The organism is Pseudomonas sp. C2.3V (assembly GCF_058536325.1).
This window is the reverse complement of sequence record NZ_JBZUBN010000001.1, coordinates 2,788,015-2,804,144: the sequence shown is the minus strand read 5'-3', so window position 1 is coordinate 2,804,144 and position 16,130 is coordinate 2,788,015. Positions and strand designations below refer to the sequence as shown.

16 protein-coding genes are annotated in these 16,130 nt (G+C 56.4%); 6 read left to right on the top strand and 10 right to left on the bottom strand.

Annotated features, from left to right (window positions below):
• Positions 1-109 precede the first annotated feature (109 nt).
• The 5 genes from AC4LF3_RS13310 to AC4LF3_RS13290 all read right to left on the bottom strand — a co-directional run bounded on the left by AC4LF3_RS13310 (position 110) and on the right by AC4LF3_RS13290 (position 4,617).
• On the bottom strand, positions 110-1,288 hold the full coding sequence (locus AC4LF3_RS13310) for an EAL domain-containing protein (RefSeq protein ID WP_491835455.1): 1,179 nt from the start codon (positions 1,286-1,288) through the stop codon (positions 110-112).
• Between the two features lie 134 nt (positions 1,289-1,422).
• Positions 1,423-1,776, bottom strand: a complete 354-nt coding sequence (locus AC4LF3_RS13305; RefSeq protein ID WP_010795066.1) for a hypothetical protein — start codon at positions 1,774-1,776, stop codon at positions 1,423-1,425.
• Positions 1,773-2,168: a phage holin family protein gene (locus AC4LF3_RS13300; RefSeq protein ID WP_010795065.1), complete on the bottom strand. Its 396-nt coding sequence runs from the start codon at positions 2,166-2,168 to the stop codon at positions 1,773-1,775. Before AC4LF3_RS13300 ends, AC4LF3_RS13305 begins: the two co-directional genes overlap by 4 nt.
• 16 nt (positions 2,169-2,184) lie before the next feature.
• On the bottom strand, positions 2,185-2,565 hold the full coding sequence (locus tag AC4LF3_RS13295) for an ElaB/YgaM/YqjD family protein (protein WP_019365812.1): 381 nt from the start codon (positions 2,563-2,565) through the stop codon (positions 2,185-2,187).
• 96 nt (positions 2,566-2,661) lie between these two features.
• Positions 2,662-4,617 (bottom strand): monovalent cation:proton antiporter family protein, encoded by a 1,956-nt coding sequence (locus tag AC4LF3_RS13290; RefSeq protein WP_491835454.1) that lies wholly within the window; start codon positions 4,615-4,617, stop codon positions 2,662-2,664.
• A 195-nt stretch (positions 4,618-4,812) separates the two neighbouring features.
• Here AC4LF3_RS13290 and AC4LF3_RS13285 point away from each other — a divergent pair, with 195 nt between their 5' ends.
• A complete protein-coding gene (locus tag AC4LF3_RS13285; protein ID WP_491835453.1) occupies positions 4,813-5,055 on the top strand; it encodes a glutaredoxin family protein in 243 nt (80 codons plus the stop codon).
• A gap of 227 nt (positions 5,056-5,282) precedes the next feature.
• On the top strand, positions 5,283-5,567 hold the full coding sequence (locus tag AC4LF3_RS13280; protein WP_010795061.1) for a DUF3509 domain-containing protein: 285 nt from the start codon (positions 5,283-5,285) through the stop codon (positions 5,565-5,567).
• 157 nt (positions 5,568-5,724) lie between these two features.
• Here the strand turns inward: AC4LF3_RS13280 and AC4LF3_RS13275 are convergent, their stop codons facing one another.
• The 3 genes from AC4LF3_RS13275 to AC4LF3_RS13265 all read right to left on the bottom strand — a co-directional run bounded on the left by AC4LF3_RS13275 (position 5,725) and on the right by AC4LF3_RS13265 (position 7,378).
• Complete coding sequence (locus tag AC4LF3_RS13275) at positions 5,725-6,219, bottom strand: hypothetical protein (protein WP_219652423.1); 495 nt, start codon at positions 6,217-6,219, stop codon at positions 5,725-5,727.
• Between the two features lie 15 nt (positions 6,220-6,234).
• On the bottom strand, positions 6,235-6,513 hold the full coding sequence (locus AC4LF3_RS13270) for a DUF3509 domain-containing protein (protein WP_010795059.1): 279 nt from the start codon (positions 6,511-6,513) through the stop codon (positions 6,235-6,237).
• Between the two features lie 193 nt (positions 6,514-6,706).
• Entirely contained in the window at positions 6,707-7,378 is a 672-nt protein-coding gene (locus AC4LF3_RS13265; protein WP_491835452.1) for a haloacid dehalogenase type II, read from the bottom strand.
• Between the two features lie 143 nt (positions 7,379-7,521).
• On the opposite strand from AC4LF3_RS13265, the gene AC4LF3_RS13260 reads away from it, so the two are divergent.
• The 3 genes from AC4LF3_RS13260 (at position 7,522) to AC4LF3_RS13250 (ending at position 11,310) form a co-directional block, all read left to right on the top strand.
• On the top strand, positions 7,522-8,481 hold the full coding sequence (locus AC4LF3_RS13260; protein WP_197872325.1) for a PfkB family carbohydrate kinase: 960 nt from the start codon (positions 7,522-7,524) through the stop codon (positions 8,479-8,481).
• A complete protein-coding gene (locus tag AC4LF3_RS13255; RefSeq protein ID WP_434134568.1) occupies positions 8,474-10,885 on the top strand; it encodes a glycoside hydrolase family 65 protein in 2,412 nt (803 codons plus the stop codon). Before AC4LF3_RS13260 ends, AC4LF3_RS13255 begins: the two co-directional genes overlap by 8 nt.
• 218 nt (positions 10,886-11,103) lie before the next feature.
• Positions 11,104-11,310 carry a hypothetical protein gene (locus AC4LF3_RS13250; RefSeq protein ID WP_491835451.1) on the top strand — a complete coding sequence of 69 codons (207 nt, stop codon included), beginning with the start codon at positions 11,104-11,106 and terminating at the stop codon, positions 11,308-11,310.
• A gap of 230 nt (positions 11,311-11,540) precedes the next feature.
• On the opposite strand, the gene AC4LF3_RS13245 is transcribed toward AC4LF3_RS13250, so the two are convergent.
• A complete protein-coding gene (locus AC4LF3_RS13245; RefSeq protein WP_491835450.1) occupies positions 11,541-14,945 on the bottom strand; it encodes an ATP-binding protein in 3,405 nt (1,134 codons plus the stop codon).
• Between the two features lie 98 nt (positions 14,946-15,043).
• Positions 15,044-15,592, bottom strand: coding sequence for a hypothetical protein (locus tag AC4LF3_RS13240; protein WP_491835449.1), 549 nt, complete (start codon positions 15,590-15,592; stop codon positions 15,044-15,046).
• A gap of 158 nt (positions 15,593-15,750) precedes the next feature.
• Between AC4LF3_RS13240 and AC4LF3_RS13235 the strand changes: the two genes are divergently transcribed.
• Positions 15,751-15,984, top strand: coding sequence for a hypothetical protein (locus AC4LF3_RS13235; protein WP_010795051.1), 234 nt, complete (start codon positions 15,751-15,753; stop codon positions 15,982-15,984).
• The last annotated feature ends 146 nt before the right edge of the window (positions 15,985-16,130 follow it).

The following is a 16,130-nucleotide window of genomic DNA, read 5'->3' as shown; positions in this document are numbered from 1 at the left end:
GCCTACCTCGCAACAACGGTTTTCGTGTGGCGTACCCTAGCAGGCTTGGGCCTGTAGGCGATACTGGGGCATTGCTTACACGATAGACCGTTCTCGATCAGGCAGGTTTTCAGGTCTGAGGCTCCGTCAAAAGCGAGGCGTCAATGTCGATCAGCAGAAGCCGCTGCCCCCGGGCAATGAATTGGCCTGCCGTCATGCAGTACCGGTTGGTGGTAGCGTCCCGGTAGGTGGTGGAGAGATTCAGGCGGCGCTCATCCACGCCCTCGGCAAGCAGGCTGTAAAAGTATGGGCGCCATGACCAGTTGTGGTTCAGGTAGCGACGATTTTCCTGCCAGAACATGCCGTTCCATTCCAGATTCGGGCTTATCTGGGTGCCATGTCGATCGCACTGATACAGGCGCAGCAGCCAGGGCAGGTCATGGGGAAGGGGAAGTGCGCTGATCATTGACCTGCCTTCTGCCCAGGGACGCACCTCCTGGATAAAACGGGCCAGTTGCTGGCGCAACATCATGAGCCTTGTACGCTCTCGTAGCTTGCGCTGCACATAACGTGTTCGCAGGGTCGCAAAGCGCTCGACATGGGTCCCGGTTGGTTGAAACTGCTCAGCCGCTTGCGCAAAAAGAAAGCCTTGTATGTAGCGAGCGCCACATTCCAGTGCGAAATCAAGCTCTTCGTCCGTCTCAACCCCTTCGGCAATAATCCAGCAGCCGATCTTCTCAGCCATAAGGGCCATGGCTCTGACGACTTCACCACTGGGTCCACCCCTGGCCGCGGCTTGGAACAGGCGCATGTCGAGCTTGAGGATGTCCGGTGCCAGGTCCATGACGCGATCCAGTTGTGAATAGCCTGCACCAAAGTCATCAATAGCGATTCTGGCACCGGCGGTACGGTAGCGATGAACCACGTCCAGTAAGCGCTGTTGATTACCTGCCAACTCGGTGATCTCAAATACGATACGCCGAGGGTCAATCCCCTGGCGTTCGACCTGCTTCAGGCTCGGCAATGGGTGATCCGCACGGGCGTGGCTGATCCAGCGGGGGGAAATATTCAAGCTCAGAAACCAGTCTGGTGGCGCGTCGCGGAAGCGGCTCAGGGCATTATCACGGATGTCTCGATCCAGCTGACGCAGGTCTATGGGTGAAACCGTACGGGACGCGAACAGTAGGCCTACCGACTGACAGCTACCGTCTGCCTGACGCAGGCGGCCCAAGGCTTCTACGCCGGCGATCTGTCCGGTTGCGGTATCGATGAAGGGTTGGAAAAAGGCGAGAGGGTATCCTGTGAACACGGGGTCCTTCCTGCGGATTAGGTCTGCCGTGAGCTGACCTGAGGTTGAAAAGAGGGTCTCTTTTCTCTCGCAAGAATGCGGCCAATATTCGCTAGGATAGAGCAGGCATATGGCGCATCCGTGCGCCAGTATTCTTAAGGGTAAGGGTGATGAGTACCCTGTTGCGCCGCGTGCTGCGCGTGCTGATTATGACGCACGGTCTGGTAACGCTTGACGAAGGGATACACGGCAAGACCTATCCGCGCCAGGCGTCCAATGGGCCCCAGGCGCTTACCAAACAACGATAGAAGCAGCGTCGCACCAATCACCAACGGCCCCTTGGACTGAGTGACCACGTCCTTGGGACGAACCATCTCCTTCAAAGTCCCGAGCGGATTGTGCAAGGGCTCGGCGTTGTAAACGATCTGCTGACGGTACAGCTCCATGCGCAGCCGTACCATTTCCTTACGCTTCTGACGGCCAACAGCCGCCGTTAGAGGTTGGTTCATGGCAGTAGGCGCTCCCGATTACGGGCCAGCTCTTCAAGCGTGGCATGGAACGGAGGATTTCCCTTTATCAAGCTCATGGCCTTCCAGACACACAGCGCCATCGCGACGGCGTAAGCGGCGGAAAGCAGAAGGGTTGCCAGCAAACGGTGAGTATCCCAGAACGCAATGATGACGGCCGCCGATAGCCCCACCAGGACTAGCAAACCGAAAATCAGGCTCAGGCCGGTCAGCAGGAACAGCTTGAAGGTGCGAACCTTCTCTTCCTGAACCTCGATACCCAGCAGCTCGAGGTGACTCTGGACCAGACCGACTGCCGCACCTGCCATCCGCTTCAGGGACGGCTTGGGTACTTCGTCTGGTATTTCATGGGGATTCGGCGGTGTCATGTCCATTCATCCCACTCCTTTATCAGCGACGGGTGAATAACAGGCCTACTACAAAGCCGATACCGGCTGCGATGCCTACGGACTTCAGTGGGTGCTCGATAACGTATTCTTCAGTGGTCTGAACGGCCGCACGGCTTTGATCGTACACGGAGGCCTGCTGGGCTTTCAGGGTTTCGCGAGCGCGGGCCAGGGTATCAGTCAGGCGGCTGCGGGCTTCATCCATCTGCTCGCCCGAAGACGATGTCGAACCTTTGAGCAGGCGCTCGGCATCTGCAATCAGTGCAGAAAACTCGGCAGTAATTGCATTCTGAACATTACGCAGGTTTTCACGGTGAGTCTGCTTTTGAGTGCTGGAATCGGTCTGGTCTTCCTGCGAGGGTGGAAGAACGCTTTCCATCGTCATATCGATACTCCTTGCAAAGATCGTGAAAGATTGAATTTCATTTGCTTCAGCGGGTTCGAACCTGTCTGGGTCGCAAAGGTTCCGTTTGTCGCTCTTTCATGACATACCGGCCAACAAGCGGGCCTCGGCCTGCTCCAACGCCGCGACCGGCCCTTTGAGCAGCACGGTGTCATGGGCTTTAAGGAGTAGCTCCGGCGTGATGATCAGCTCCGCGCCATCACGGCGGATGGTTTCCAGGCTAAGTCCCAGCGCCTCCAGCTCCAGAGAGTCCAGGGACCGCCCGACCGCATGGGCATTATCGGGAAGATAGATGGCATGCAGCATGATGCGGCTGTTGCGGTGAGCATCCAGCACATCGGCTTGTGCGCCTTGGTAATAACCTTGCAGCAGGCTGTAGCGCTCCCGGCGGATAGTGTCGATACGCTCCTGGACGTGGCGCTCCGATAACCCCAGGAGAAGTAGCGCCTGAGATCCCAGCATCAGGCTTGACTCAAGCAGTTCGGGAACAACGGCACTGGCGCCTGCAGCGCGCAGGTCGGCGTTGAGGCTGCTGTCTCGTGTGCGCACCAGGATAGGTAGATCCGCCCGTTGCTGACGTGCCAGGCGAACAATGGCCAGTGCCCGGGACGGGTCGTCTACCGCAACAACCAATAGGCGGGCATGGGCAATGCCTACGGCCTCCAGGAGCTCGGTACGACTGGAGTCTCCATAATGAACGCTTGCCTCGATAGCCACGGCTTCCTGAACCCGAACAGGATCGTTATCCAGCGCTGTGAACGGTATTTTCTCCAGGCTCAGCAGGCGGGCGATCGACTGCCCGACCCGGCCGAAGCCGCAGATGATGACATGCCCGGCGAGACCCTCACTGGCACTGGCTATGTCCGAGACGGGTGTCGGGCTGACCAGCCCCAATGATCGGGCCAGCCGCGAAGCATTGCGCAGCAGCACAGGCGCAATGGCCATGGAAATGAAAACAGCTGTCAACAGCGCACCGGAGAACATTTCTTCCACCAGTCCTTCCTGCCTGGCCTGCGCCACCAGTGCAAAGCAGAACTCGCTGCCCTGGGCCAGCGCCACGCCCGTGCGCCAGCCGGTGGCCTTATCGCCAAAGCGGTTTCGAACGACCAGTGCCACGATGAGTGCCTTCAGGACGACCAGTGCCAGGACCAGGAGCAGTACGAAACCAGGTTGACGTATGACGACCTGTATATCGATCAGCATGCCGACACTGATAAAGAACAGGCCTAGAAGCACATCTCGGAAAGGCCGCAAATCCGCTTCGACCTGATGCCGATAATGGCTCTCGCCCAGCAGCATCCCTGCCAGAAATGCGCCAAAGCCCATGGAAAGGCCCATCAGGTGCGTGAGCCAGGCGGTGAGCAGGACGATCAGCAATGCCAGCAGCAGAAACAGCTCGGCGGAGCGGGAGCTGCCGATTTCACGAAATAGGGGAGGCAAGAGCCAGCGGCTGGCCGCCAATAGAGTGATGAACAGGACGGCCGTCTTGCCCAAGGTAAGGGGAAGGGCCCAATACCACACGGTATCGGCATGCCCGCTGAAGACCGGAATCAGGGTCAAAAGCAGTACCGCGACCACATCCTGAAAAAGCAGGACGCCTATGGTGTTCTGACCATGGGGCGTCAGCACTTCGCCCAAGGTGGAAAGCTCTCGCGTCACGATGGCGGTTGAGGACAGTGACAGTCCAACCCCTAACAACGCGGCAGTTCCGGGCGAGGCGCCCAGCAGATTCAGAAGCAATGCCAGCGGAATGCTGCATAGCAGAACCTGGAAACTGCCCAACCCGAAGACGACCCGACGCAACGCCAGCATGCGAGGCAGGGAAAATTCCAGGCCTAGCATGAAAAGCAGAAATACGACGCCCATCTCGGCAATCAGGGGAAGAGACTGATCCGGCTGAACCCAGCCCAGGGCATTAGGGCCTAGGACCAGACCTACGAACAGATAGCCCAGCAAGGGCGGCAGTCCGACTCGGCGTATTAGCGAGATGACCACCAGGGACGCCGCCAACAGCAAAAGAAGATCAATGAACACGTAGGCCTCACAGTCAGGTTACGTCACTAAGTCGACCACGCAATGAGGGGTTATCTCCCCCCTCGAATACGCCAAGCCCCCGTGGTAATAAGCAAAAGTCTAAACGAGCCAGCGCAAACTCCATTGAGGTATATCAATGCCTAGCTTGCTCAATCCGTACCATACTGAAAGATGTTGCACGTTTAGGAGGTGGCCATGAGCCCACATTGTCAATTGTTGGTTACCGCAGCCTGCCACCTCTGTCATGACGCTGAAAGGGTACTGATGCCCTTCGTTGAGCATGGTCTGCTGGTCGAAGCCGTTGATATTGTGGAGTTGGACGGAGGCGTGAAGCGGTACGGCATGCGAACTCCGGTACTGCGTCACCTGGAAAGTGGACGGGAGCTGGATTGGCCGTTCAGTTGCGAACAGATCGCCACCTTTTTAATGCAGGATTAGGCCAGATTTATTACTGTTGATGGAGGCAAGGAAGGGAGTTGTATGACACTGCTTCGTCTTTAAACCGCCCATTTTGCCAGTAGATGGCGCATTGATAGCAGCAGGATCGCGACTTCTATTGCATTTTTTCGTGAATTTCAAGTTTTTGTTGTGAACTCTGGCTTCCAAGTCACTGTCTTTCTCATCGCATTCATAAAACGTAAAACTATTTAATGAATGGGGGAATGATGAATAGCGCAACTGAAAAACTGATGACTGCCTTTCCAACTTACGAATGCTCGGTAACTGAGCCTCGTCCTGACGGAAGCGTTGTGTTCTGCGTACAGGATTTGGGCAGCGATGCGCGAGTCACACGTGTGATTTCCGCTCGCCAGCTAAGCGATGACCGCGCGCTGCAAATCGTGATTGACGATATGCGCAAAGACGTCTCGCTTCGCGCGGGGGCGTTGGCACCGCAATCGTTGGCTACCTTGCGAGCCACGGGCGCTACCGTAATGCGTTACGCTGATTGAGGCATAGGCGTCTGTCTATGACAGCGTGTTATTGCGCTTGCTCAATCGACATCCAGCAGGCTTTGCCTGTTGGATGTCATGCGTGTTGATTTAGAACAAAAAACCCGCCACTGGCGGGTGTTGCTGTTGCGCTAAAAAGTAGGGCTGGCCATCGACGCTAGTACTTACACCCCATCAAACGACAGCCCTTGCAAGGCAGATCTGCAGGGGCTGTCGTTTCCTCCGGACAGGTGTCCGGTTTTTCAAGACCTGTATCCCAGACTGGAAAACCCAGGCCCTGCGCAGTCAACGCGCGTCGGGCTGCCGAGACAGTACCTTTCAGCGAACCGGGTTCGCTGTATTGCACCTGACGAATGCGTGTTGAGCGGTAGGCAACGCGTCCGTAGAGATCAAGCACGCTAAAGGAAAATGTTCCCTGCAGGTCAGTTAGTGTTGGCCACACCTTGAGTGGGGCCAACGCGTCTGCCAGCTCATCGCATGCCAACGCATAGCGTGTCGCCATGATCGCGTCGGTAACGACCGTATTTTCTTTGGACGACAGGTTCGCCGCGTCAGCTAGCGGAATTACCGTATTAAAAGAGGAGGGCGCGCCGATCGACTCAGCATGATCATAAGTCATCGAGACGCCACCAAGGCCGTTGGGTGAAGACATGCAGCTACTACTTGCTCAGCGGGAGATCGAATACGTCTTGTAAGGCGACAGGGAGGCCAACAGCTCCGGTACACCACAGCCACTGTCGATCGCCATGCCCAGGCGAATGCCATCGATGACGCGGTCCAGCTTTTTCGGCGTGTGCAGTTGCTCTTTGGTAATCAGACGACGAGCCTTGGTGCCGGTATCGTCCGAAAGGGTCAGCGTGACGCTTCCATCCATGCGCTCAATACGGAAATTGACGCGGTAATCAGCTTCGAAAGCCGCAGCGATAACTTGAAAAGGATTATCCATATGCCTCACCTGATAGCCACACCAACGTTACGGTTTCATTGACATAGGTCAGGTCCGCAAAGTTCTACGTTTTTTTTCTGTCTGCGACAGATGCGCATGGGTATACAGTTTGGCTGTGATCTCTGCCTGCCGTGGAGGCCGCGGCATTAGTCACTGATGGGCTCAGGAATCAGTAACATACAGAAACATCTATTCAGGCTGACTCTAGGGTCAGTATCTGTTCGACGACTGCCGTCAGGTCAGAACCCTGAACTGTAGGTGGCGCCAATGGGCTGGGTACCTGTTGAGCAGTGCGTGAAACCAGTGCGGTCTTGAAGCCTGCACGTTGGGCGCCGGCGATGTCCCAGGCATGCACGGCAATCAGCCACAGCTGTTTCGGGTCTGTATTCAGGGTTTCGGCAGCCTGGAGATACGCAGGCGCATCCGGCTTTAGAGTCTGAGCATCTTCTGCCGAAAGCACTTCATCAAAATAGCCACGCAGTCCAGCGGCGGATAATTGGGCATCAACCAGCTCGCGTGCATTATTGGACAGGGCGACTATTCGAGCCCCTGACTTGCGCAACTGCTCAAGCGCTGGCTCGACATCGGGGTGCGCTGGCAGCATACGCATGGCGGTTTTAACGTGGTGGCGATCGGCTTCTGACAGCTGAACCTGTTCACGTTGCGCCAGCATGGTCAGCGCAGCCTGCCCAGCTTCCTCGAATGAAATGCTAGGGCCAGTAATCGTAGCGGTCATGGCGTTCTGCAGCGTCTGGGCAAACCAGGCACTACGCGCTGTGGATGAACCAAAGGTCTGGAAAAAGACCGAATCCAACCCTGCCAGATCCAGCAGTGTTTCATTGATATCGAACAGGCAACAGGTCATGGGCGTTCCTTACGTATGGGTCTAAGGTGGACAGCCTGTTGTTACACCTGGTTGCGCAATCGATCGGTAAAAACGAGCTTTCAGCGAACCTGGACAGTCGGAGCGAGTCCTCCTTAGTGCTCTTTTCTCATGGGAGAAACGCCTTGACCCGCTCTACATTGCTATCCCTGGGCAGCATCAATGCAGACTTTCAAATGCGGCTCGACGAGGAGCCAGGTAGTGCCGAAACCTTGCTCGCCCATGACCACGTGCGCCTTTCGGGAGGCAAAGCGGCCAACGTAGCCTATTTGGGTGCGGTATTCGGATGTACGTCTCGGCTGCTGGGCTGCGTGGGAGACGATGATCTGGCAAGACAAGCCCTGTCGCCTCTGCAGGCTGCAGGGGTCGATATAGGTTCGGTTTGCACGGCGCGCGGAGCGACTACCGGGGTTTCCATCATCATGGTCCCGCCCAAAGGCAAGAAACAGATCGTTTTGGCAACCAACGCCAACGATCACTGGGATGAGACATCTGCCCAGGCCATGGTTGAGGCGATCAGGCAGACCGCTCCGCCGGCGTTGCTGACAGTGGACTATGAGATACCTGCCTGGGTAGTGCGTAAGGCTGTCGAGGCGGCAGACCAGCGTACCGTTCCTGTCGTAATGGACTTGTCCTTTCCCGACCGCGTTGAAAAAGCATTGCTGAGCAAGGTTCTGGCGGTATCGCCCAATGCCTCCGAAGCCGAGGGAGTCACCGGCATCACGATCGACTCTCCCGAATCGGCCTTGGAAGCGGCTCGAACGCTTCATGAGTGGGGCGTCTCGATTGTGTGCATCAAGCTGGAAGATGGCGGTTGTGTGCTGGTAACCAAGGAGGGCGCAGCGCTTATCCCAGCAGGAGAGGCTGATGTAGTCGACAGCACGGGGGCCGGTGATGCGTTCACAGGCGTTCTGTCGATTGCCCTGCTGGAAGGCCTCGCACCGCTGGAAGCCGCTTTGCGAGGCGTTGCTGCTGCCAACCTGGCAGTAAGAGGATACGGCTCTCAACCTGCCTATCCTTCGCGCGAGGAGGTGGAGCAGCAGGCGGGCCGGCTAAGAGCAGGGGTACGCAATCTCCATGAATGATGCGTTCAACACAACTCGCACCGAGATCATATTCAATGAGTACAAGCCCTCGGACGAGCGTCGCCGTGAAGCACTTCTGGCACTGGGCAACGGTGTGCTCAGTATGCGGGCCAGCGCACCGGAACTTAGCGCAAGCCGTCTGAGCCAGGGGGACGACCAGCACTACCCCGGTTTTTATCGTGCGGGTTGGTATGACGATGCGCCACGCAGGGTGAATGGGAAGCGCATCGCCATGTCGGCCTTGGTCAACCTGCCTGATCCGTTCGGACTCACGTTCGCGCTGGATGATGACCTGTGGTTCAACCTGGCCTCTATCAAGCTTCAGCGTTATCGCCAGGTACTTTCACTGGACCGTGGCACGCTGCGGCGCGACATGACTTTCATGATGGGGCCGACGCGTGAAGTGCGGTTGAGCGAGACGCGTCTGGTCAGCATGGCCGACCCTGATCTGTGCGTACTGCGCTGGGAGGTGTACGTACCCGAGGGAGGCTGCGTCCGGGTGCGCTCGACGCTCAACGCTGGGGTCAGAAATGCCGGGGTCAAACGTGATGCAGCCTATGAGGGACGACGTCTGCAAACCATTGGATTCCATAGCGAAGCTGACGGTGGCGCCGCGGTGTTGGCATCCCTGCATGACCGGTCCCGCGAGGTAGCAGTTGCGGCACATACCCGGCTAAGTATGCCGGCTGGTCCCTGGCAACAGGCCGTGATGGGCGACTGCCTGTGCCTTGAGGCTACCTGTGATCTGCCTGAAGGCGGAACGCTGATCATCGAGAAATATGTAACGGTCAGGGTCGAGGGTGAAATCCCGCGTCATGAGGACAGTGGGATAACGCTTTCGATTATGCTCGACCAACTCCGTCGGCGCTCCGATTTTGATAGCGTCCTGCAGCGGCATGCCGCCCATTGGCACAGGTTATGGGGCCGCATGGCCATGCAGATGACCGAGCATCATCTCGCCTTGCCCCTGCGCCTGCACCGTTTCCATGTGCTTCAGGCGCTTTCGCCCAACAGTCTTGGTCAGGACATGGGATGGCCTGCCAGAGGTTGGCAGGAAGGATATTTTGGGCAGATCTTCTGGGATGAGATCTTTGCCATGCCCTTTCTAGCCACTCACTTTCCAGAGCTTGCCCATACGGTAGTGAACTACCGCTATGCCCGCCTCGACATGGCACGGGCGTTGGCGCGCAGGAGCGGGTATCGCGGGGCGATGTTCCCCTGGAGAAGCGGGCGAACCGGAGGGGAGGAAACCCCTCCTTATCAGTGTAACCCATTGTCCCATCACTGGGTGCCCGACCATACCTATCTGCAACGGCACGTGGGTTCAGCCATTGCCTATGATGTCTGGCAGCTGTATCTCGCCACGGGAGATCGCTCCCTGGTGAGTCACAACGGCGGCGAGCTGATTCTGGAAATTGCTCGCTTCTGGGCCAGCATGGTGCGTTTTGATCCAGGACGGGGGCGCTATGTAATCGAAGGCGTTATTGGTCCCGACGAGTATCACAACGCGTATCCCAATACCGATGTGCCGGGGCTCGATAACAATGCCTATACCAATGTCATGGCGTCCTGGGTGTTGGCCCTGGCTCTGGAATTACTTGATCTACTACCTGACGAGGAAGCCGATGCACTTCAACAGCGGCTTGGTGTTACGCCACAGGAGCAAGTGGATTGGGATCGGATCAGCCGTACGCTGTATGTCCCTGTGCAGGGAGATGGCGTGATCAGCCAGTTTGAAGGCTTTGACCGGCTGGAGTCACCGCCCCCAGAATTTCGTCAAGATGGGCGGCCGCGCCTGGACTGGATGCTGGAGGCTCAAGGTGACAAGACCGATAATTATCAGCTGACCAAGCAAGCCGATGTGCTGATGCTACTTTACCTGTTTCCGCCCCGGGAACTGGAGCGGCTTTTTGCGCGCTTGGGCTATATCGAGCATTTGGCTGAGATTCGGCGAACGGCTGACTATTACCTGGCACGTATCACGCATGAGTCCAGTCTGTCGAAAGTGGTTTGTGCGGGTGCGTTGGCTCGTCTGGATGCGGAGCGCTCCTGGGACTACTTCAGGCAGAGCTTGCGTACCGATCTGGATGCACCTTCTGATAGCGGCATTCAGGAAGGGGTTCATCTGGGCGCTATGGCCGGGTCGCTGGATGTCCTGCAGCGGCATTACCTGGGAATAGTGCCTAATGTGGCCTGTTTACAGGTGATGCCTGCGCCTCCTGCTGCGCTCGACAATGTTTCGTTGGATATTGAGTACAAAGGGGTGCGGCTGAATGTCGCGTTGAAAGACCGGATATTGTCCTTATCTTCTGACCCTCGAAACAGCCACGACGCTTGTATCGAGTACTGGGACAACCGGTTCTCCCTGAAACCCGGCCAAGTCATCCATTTGACATGCCGCTAGGTCAAGAATAAGTCGCTACGACTATCAAGAAGTAGTCTTTTAAACCGATACCTAACGACAAGAATTAACGGTTGCAGTCATTTGACTGGTTGATAACCGCTCGTCAGGTATTTGCCCCCTATTAGTTAGCTTGCTGCCTTTTGATGTGACCGCTGGATATTAAGCTTGCGTCTTCAGGCCGCTGAATCGATTTTTTAAATATCTTGTGTGGAGGTAACGTGAGAACTAAAGAAGGTGCATCGAAACGTCGTCGAGAGGGCGTATCGATCATAGAATGGCTGGTTATTGGCATCCTCTCGGCTTATATCGTATTCAGTCTTACCGTTTTCGCACAGAAGCAGTGGAATTCACTGACTGAAGTGCAAAAAGAGCAGATCATTGAAGACATCAGCCGTGCTGCCCAAGAAACGCCGCTGCTGACCTGATTACGCTTCTTTCAAGCCCTGTGGCTTTTACCGCATAAGAATAAAAGCAAAACTACTTCATAGGATCCTGTTTAGCGGATCAGGGTATTTATTTGCCTTTGAAAAAAGTATTGAACCGTTATTTTAAATGGATTCAATATTTCCATGCGATTTGCTCAATAATAAAGTATTTCTGAAACCCTCAAGATAGAGCCTGTCTTGAGGGTTTTATTTATACCAATGTACTTATGTCAATTAAGTTTGATAGTTTGCTCGCGGCTTGCAACATTAATAATGACGCTGGCAAGTTGGCTCAAAGTAAACGGCTTGCTCAATATTGTAAGATTGCCCGCAGAGAGCGCAGCTGAGTCCGCATATCCCGTCATCAGCACAATCCTGAGTTCCGGTTTGATGGTCAGACTCTGCTTGCACAGCTCCATGCCTGTCATGCCGGGCATGGCATAGTCGGTCAGAAGCAGATCTATCCCGTCTCCATCATGTAACTGCTGTATCGCTTCCTGCCCATTTTCCGCCTCGATGTGTCCATAGCCTAGCTCCGATAGCATGGCGGACGTTGAGTGACGTACCTGCGCGTCGTCATCCACCAGCAGAATTCTTAGCGGGATTGGAGAAGAAAGGTCTACGTTTACCGGCTCGCTCATTGCCTGTACCGGCTCTGAAGTACGGGGCAGGTAAAGAGAGATGCACGTGCCGTGACCTGGCTGGCTTTGTACTTCGACGTCTCCCCCAAACTGACGAACCGTGCCATAGACCTGGGCCAGGCCCAATCCTGTCCCTTTGCCCTGTGCTTTGGTGGTGAAAAAGGGCTCGAACACGTGGCTGAGCACCTCCTGAGACATACCTTCACCGGTGTCGGTAAGACTGATACGTATGAACTCGCCTCGTCCCAGGGAGGCCGGGCGACTATCCGAGACACCTATGTTCTGTGTCTGAATGGTCACGCGTCCGCCGCTGGGCATGGCGTCCCGCGCATTCACCGCCAGGTTTACGATAGCCAATTCAAACTGGTCAGAATCGCTTTGCGCGGGCCAGAGGCCTGCTTGAAGGTTCATTACCAGTTCTACGGTGCCGCCAAGGGTGGCGTGCAACAGGGCCTGCATACCTTGTAGGATCGAGTTGAGGTCAACGGGGCGGGCGTTGAGTCGCTGCTTACGTGAGAAGGCAAGCAGCTGCGCGGTCAGCCTGGCGCCTCGATTGGCGGCCTGCTGGGCATTTTTCAGCAAGCGACTCGTACGCTCGTCGTGAGTACGCCGCTCCAGCAAATCCAGCGAGGCGATTACGACGGCAAGCAGGTTGTTGAAGTCGTGAGCCACGCCCGCCGTCAGCTGACCGATCGCATCCATCTTTCGCGACTGGGCTAGCTGCTCCTCGGCTTCCTGGCGCAGGTGCGCCAGCTCAAGGTTAGATTGAACCCTGGCCTTGAGCTCCCGGGCGGAAAAGGGTTTGACAAGGTAGTCATCTGCACCGGCTGCCAACCCATCCACACTGGCCTCTTCACCGGCACGTGCCGAGAGCATAATGATGGGCAGGGTGTTAAGCAGCGGATCTTCCCGTAGCTTGCGTACCAGGCCGAATCCATCAAGTTGGGGCATCATCACGTCGGTCAATAACAGGTCTGCCCCGTACTGCTGCAGAACCTCAAGCGCGGCGGCTCCGTCTGCGACCGCAACAACGTCATGATCAGGCTCAAGCAGGCGCTGGATGTAGGCGCGCATATCCGCGTTGTCATCAGCCAGGACAATACGGGAGCGCCGCTTCATGGGATCCCTTGCTGCGACCATCACCGCTCCAGCCGCCTGGGTTTCCAGCCGCGGAGTCACGGGGTCATCAACCAGCCAGCGCAAGGCCTCCTCTACAAACGGTGCCGCTCCAGGGCTTTTGCTCGCACCGGATGCACCATCCTGAAGCGATTCGTCCGGGAGATGACGGCTGCCAAAGGGAATTCTCAAGGTGAACGTGGTGCCGTGGTTCAGCTCGCTGTTCACGGATACCGAGCCACCATGCAGTGCAACCAGCTCATTCACCAGGGCCAGGCCAATACCTGAACCTTCATAGGAACGGCTCTTGGTGTCCTCGATTCGGTGGAAGCGCTCAAAAAGACGGGGAAGGTGCTCTGCAGCAATGCCGACCCCGGTGTCAGCTACGGTCAGCTGAACATGGGTATCGGTCGAGCTCAGTTCCAGGCGGATCTGGCCGCTGAACGTAAACTTGAACGCATTGGATAATAGATTGAGGACCACCTTTTCCCACATCTCCCGGTCGACAAAGACGGGCTCGGGGAGGGTGGTGCAGAAGACATCGAAACGAAGACCCGCCCGCTCGATAGCCGAGCGAAAACTGCTTGCCAGATCCGCTGTAAAAGATGCCAGATCCGTAGGCACAAACCGGGCTTGCGAGCGGCCTGCTTCGACACGGGAGAAGTCTAGCAATGTGTTGACCAGCCGCAGTAGGCGCAGGGCATTGCGGTGCGCTATGGTCAACTCACCCCGAACCTCGGGCGTCAGGGTTTGTGTTCCAAGTAGATCCTCAAGCGGGCCCAGCATGAGTGTCAGGGGGGTTCTGAACTCATGGGATACGTTGGAGAAGAACTGTGTCTTGGCACGGTCCAGCTCAGCCAGCATCTCGGCTCTCTGCTGTGCCTGTTCATACGCACGGGCATTGCGCAGAGCCGTCGAAACCTGCCCTGCGGCCAGTGTGATGAATGTGGCATAGGCATCGTCCAGCGCACGGCTTGGACTGATCCCTACGATCAGGACCCCTAGCGGCTCGGCATCACTTTCGCCAGCGATCGGCATGATATGCGCCGAATCGACAGGGTCCTGCCAGAGGCCACCATGAAGCCCCAGCGCATCTGAAAGCCCGGTAATGGTTTGGGCTTGTCCAGCCAAGACCTGTTTGAAGGGCCACAGCGGCTCAGTTGCGGTACTGCCTACAGACATGGTAGAGGGCACATGAGCCCCCGGGTCTATGGGCGTCGCGGCAACCAGATTCAGCGTCTCTTCAGGGCCTTTTAGATAAAGCAGTGCAAAAGGCAGATCCAGCGGATCACTGGCCAGTGCGGCTCCAATGTCCCTGCCGGTGGTTTCGACACTTCGAATTTCACCGGCCTGTGTTGAGAGATCGCTCAGCAGCTTCAATCGGCGCTCGCCTACAACCTGTAGAGTGACTTCGCTACACACAGCCAGCATGCCGACAATGCTTCCTTCGTCATTTTCGGCTGGTGCATGGGAGACGCTGAAATAGGCTTCTTCGCGGTAGCCTGCGCGGTCCATCAGCAGAGGAAGGGCTGCGGTCCAGTTCGCCTGTCCACTTTCCATGACCCGTTCGATCATAGGACCAAGCGTATCCCAGTTTTCCGCCATGGTAATGCGGATATCCTCGCCCAGCGCTTGGGGATGTTTATCGCCGATCAGCTTGGCGTAGGCATCATTGTAGATCTGCGTAAATGCAGTACCCCAGGTAAGGATCATGGGGTACTGGGACGAAAGAAGGGTACGGACCGTTGAGCGAAGGCTCTGTGGCCAGGTGGATACGGCGCCTAGTGGTGTTTTCGACCAATCAAGGTCCCTTGCCAGGGCACGTATCTCACCAGGGCCACGAAACAGAGTTAGAGCAGAAGCGTTATGTGAGGTCATGTGACAGGATAACAGGCGGCTCCCGGATTATCCGGGACACAAAGTGTATTAAATCCATGCTTCGCCGATGAACTCAACTGTCCGTTGTTAGGAATCAGTCATTGATCAACAGGCATCCAGCCCAGGCGCTGCTCGATCGCGGTGCGATAAGGCGTTCTGATTTCAAGCGGAAGCTGCCTGACATAGTTGCAGGCATGATCTCGAATACCCCCTTCAAGCCCATCGAGATAAGCAATGGCTTCATCAACAGAAGGCATACGGCCCTCTTCGTCCCTCGACTTGGGAGGCAAAGCCGTCCAGACCACGGCATCCAGCTCTCTGTGGTCAGCCCAGGCTCGAATGCGTTCACCATAGGGACCTTCGTATTCGCCTGGAATACTGCCTACGTATTCAGGGCGTTCACGGTTGATCTGCTCGCGATCACGTAGCAATTCACGGGCGATATCAATGTCCTGAACATTCAACAGTGCCCAGAACGTGGGGCTATCCGGTGCGCTTGAAGACAAGGCAACCGCTAATTCTCCACCGTCACAGGTGCGGCAGAGCTCTACCGGCAACCTTGGACCATCGTTCATCCAGGCAGAAGCCAATGGAAGCGGGCCGGGCTTCCAGATCAGGGAGCCCCAGGCAAGACAAGCAATACGCATGCTGAATACTCGCGGTTGGAATCGGATGGGATTGGGTTGCGAAGGCAACATACAGGTTTGAAGGTAAGAAACCGTTTCGGTTCAGCACAACCGACCAGGGGCAGTCAGGCGGGCGATCCTATAGAATAGCCGAGCCTAGAAACTCGCTGAGTAATCGAATGAACGACTCCAAATCCAAAGTACGCCCATTAACCTGGATCGGCCTGGTGCTGTTCGTAGGCGGAGTAGTGGGGCTGGTAACGGCTCTGGTGCCGCTGATCGGTCCTGAAAGAGCGCCTCGTGACGCGGGTCACCTGACGCCCCTGGTCCTGTCAGCAGTTGTCCAGTTCATCGGTTATGTACTGCTCAATCGCAACCGTTTCCGTGGACGTAAGCAGCCAGGAAAGCGCTGATTTCCCTTGAGGTCATATAGCCATCTCATCTGTTTCTTGGCTCCATCCTGTCTGAGCTTCCAATCGCTGCGAACGAAATCACAGAAAGCGAGTCGGAAGGAATCGTTACGACTGGGTTGAAGTCCTTTAAGGATGACCGAGCCTTG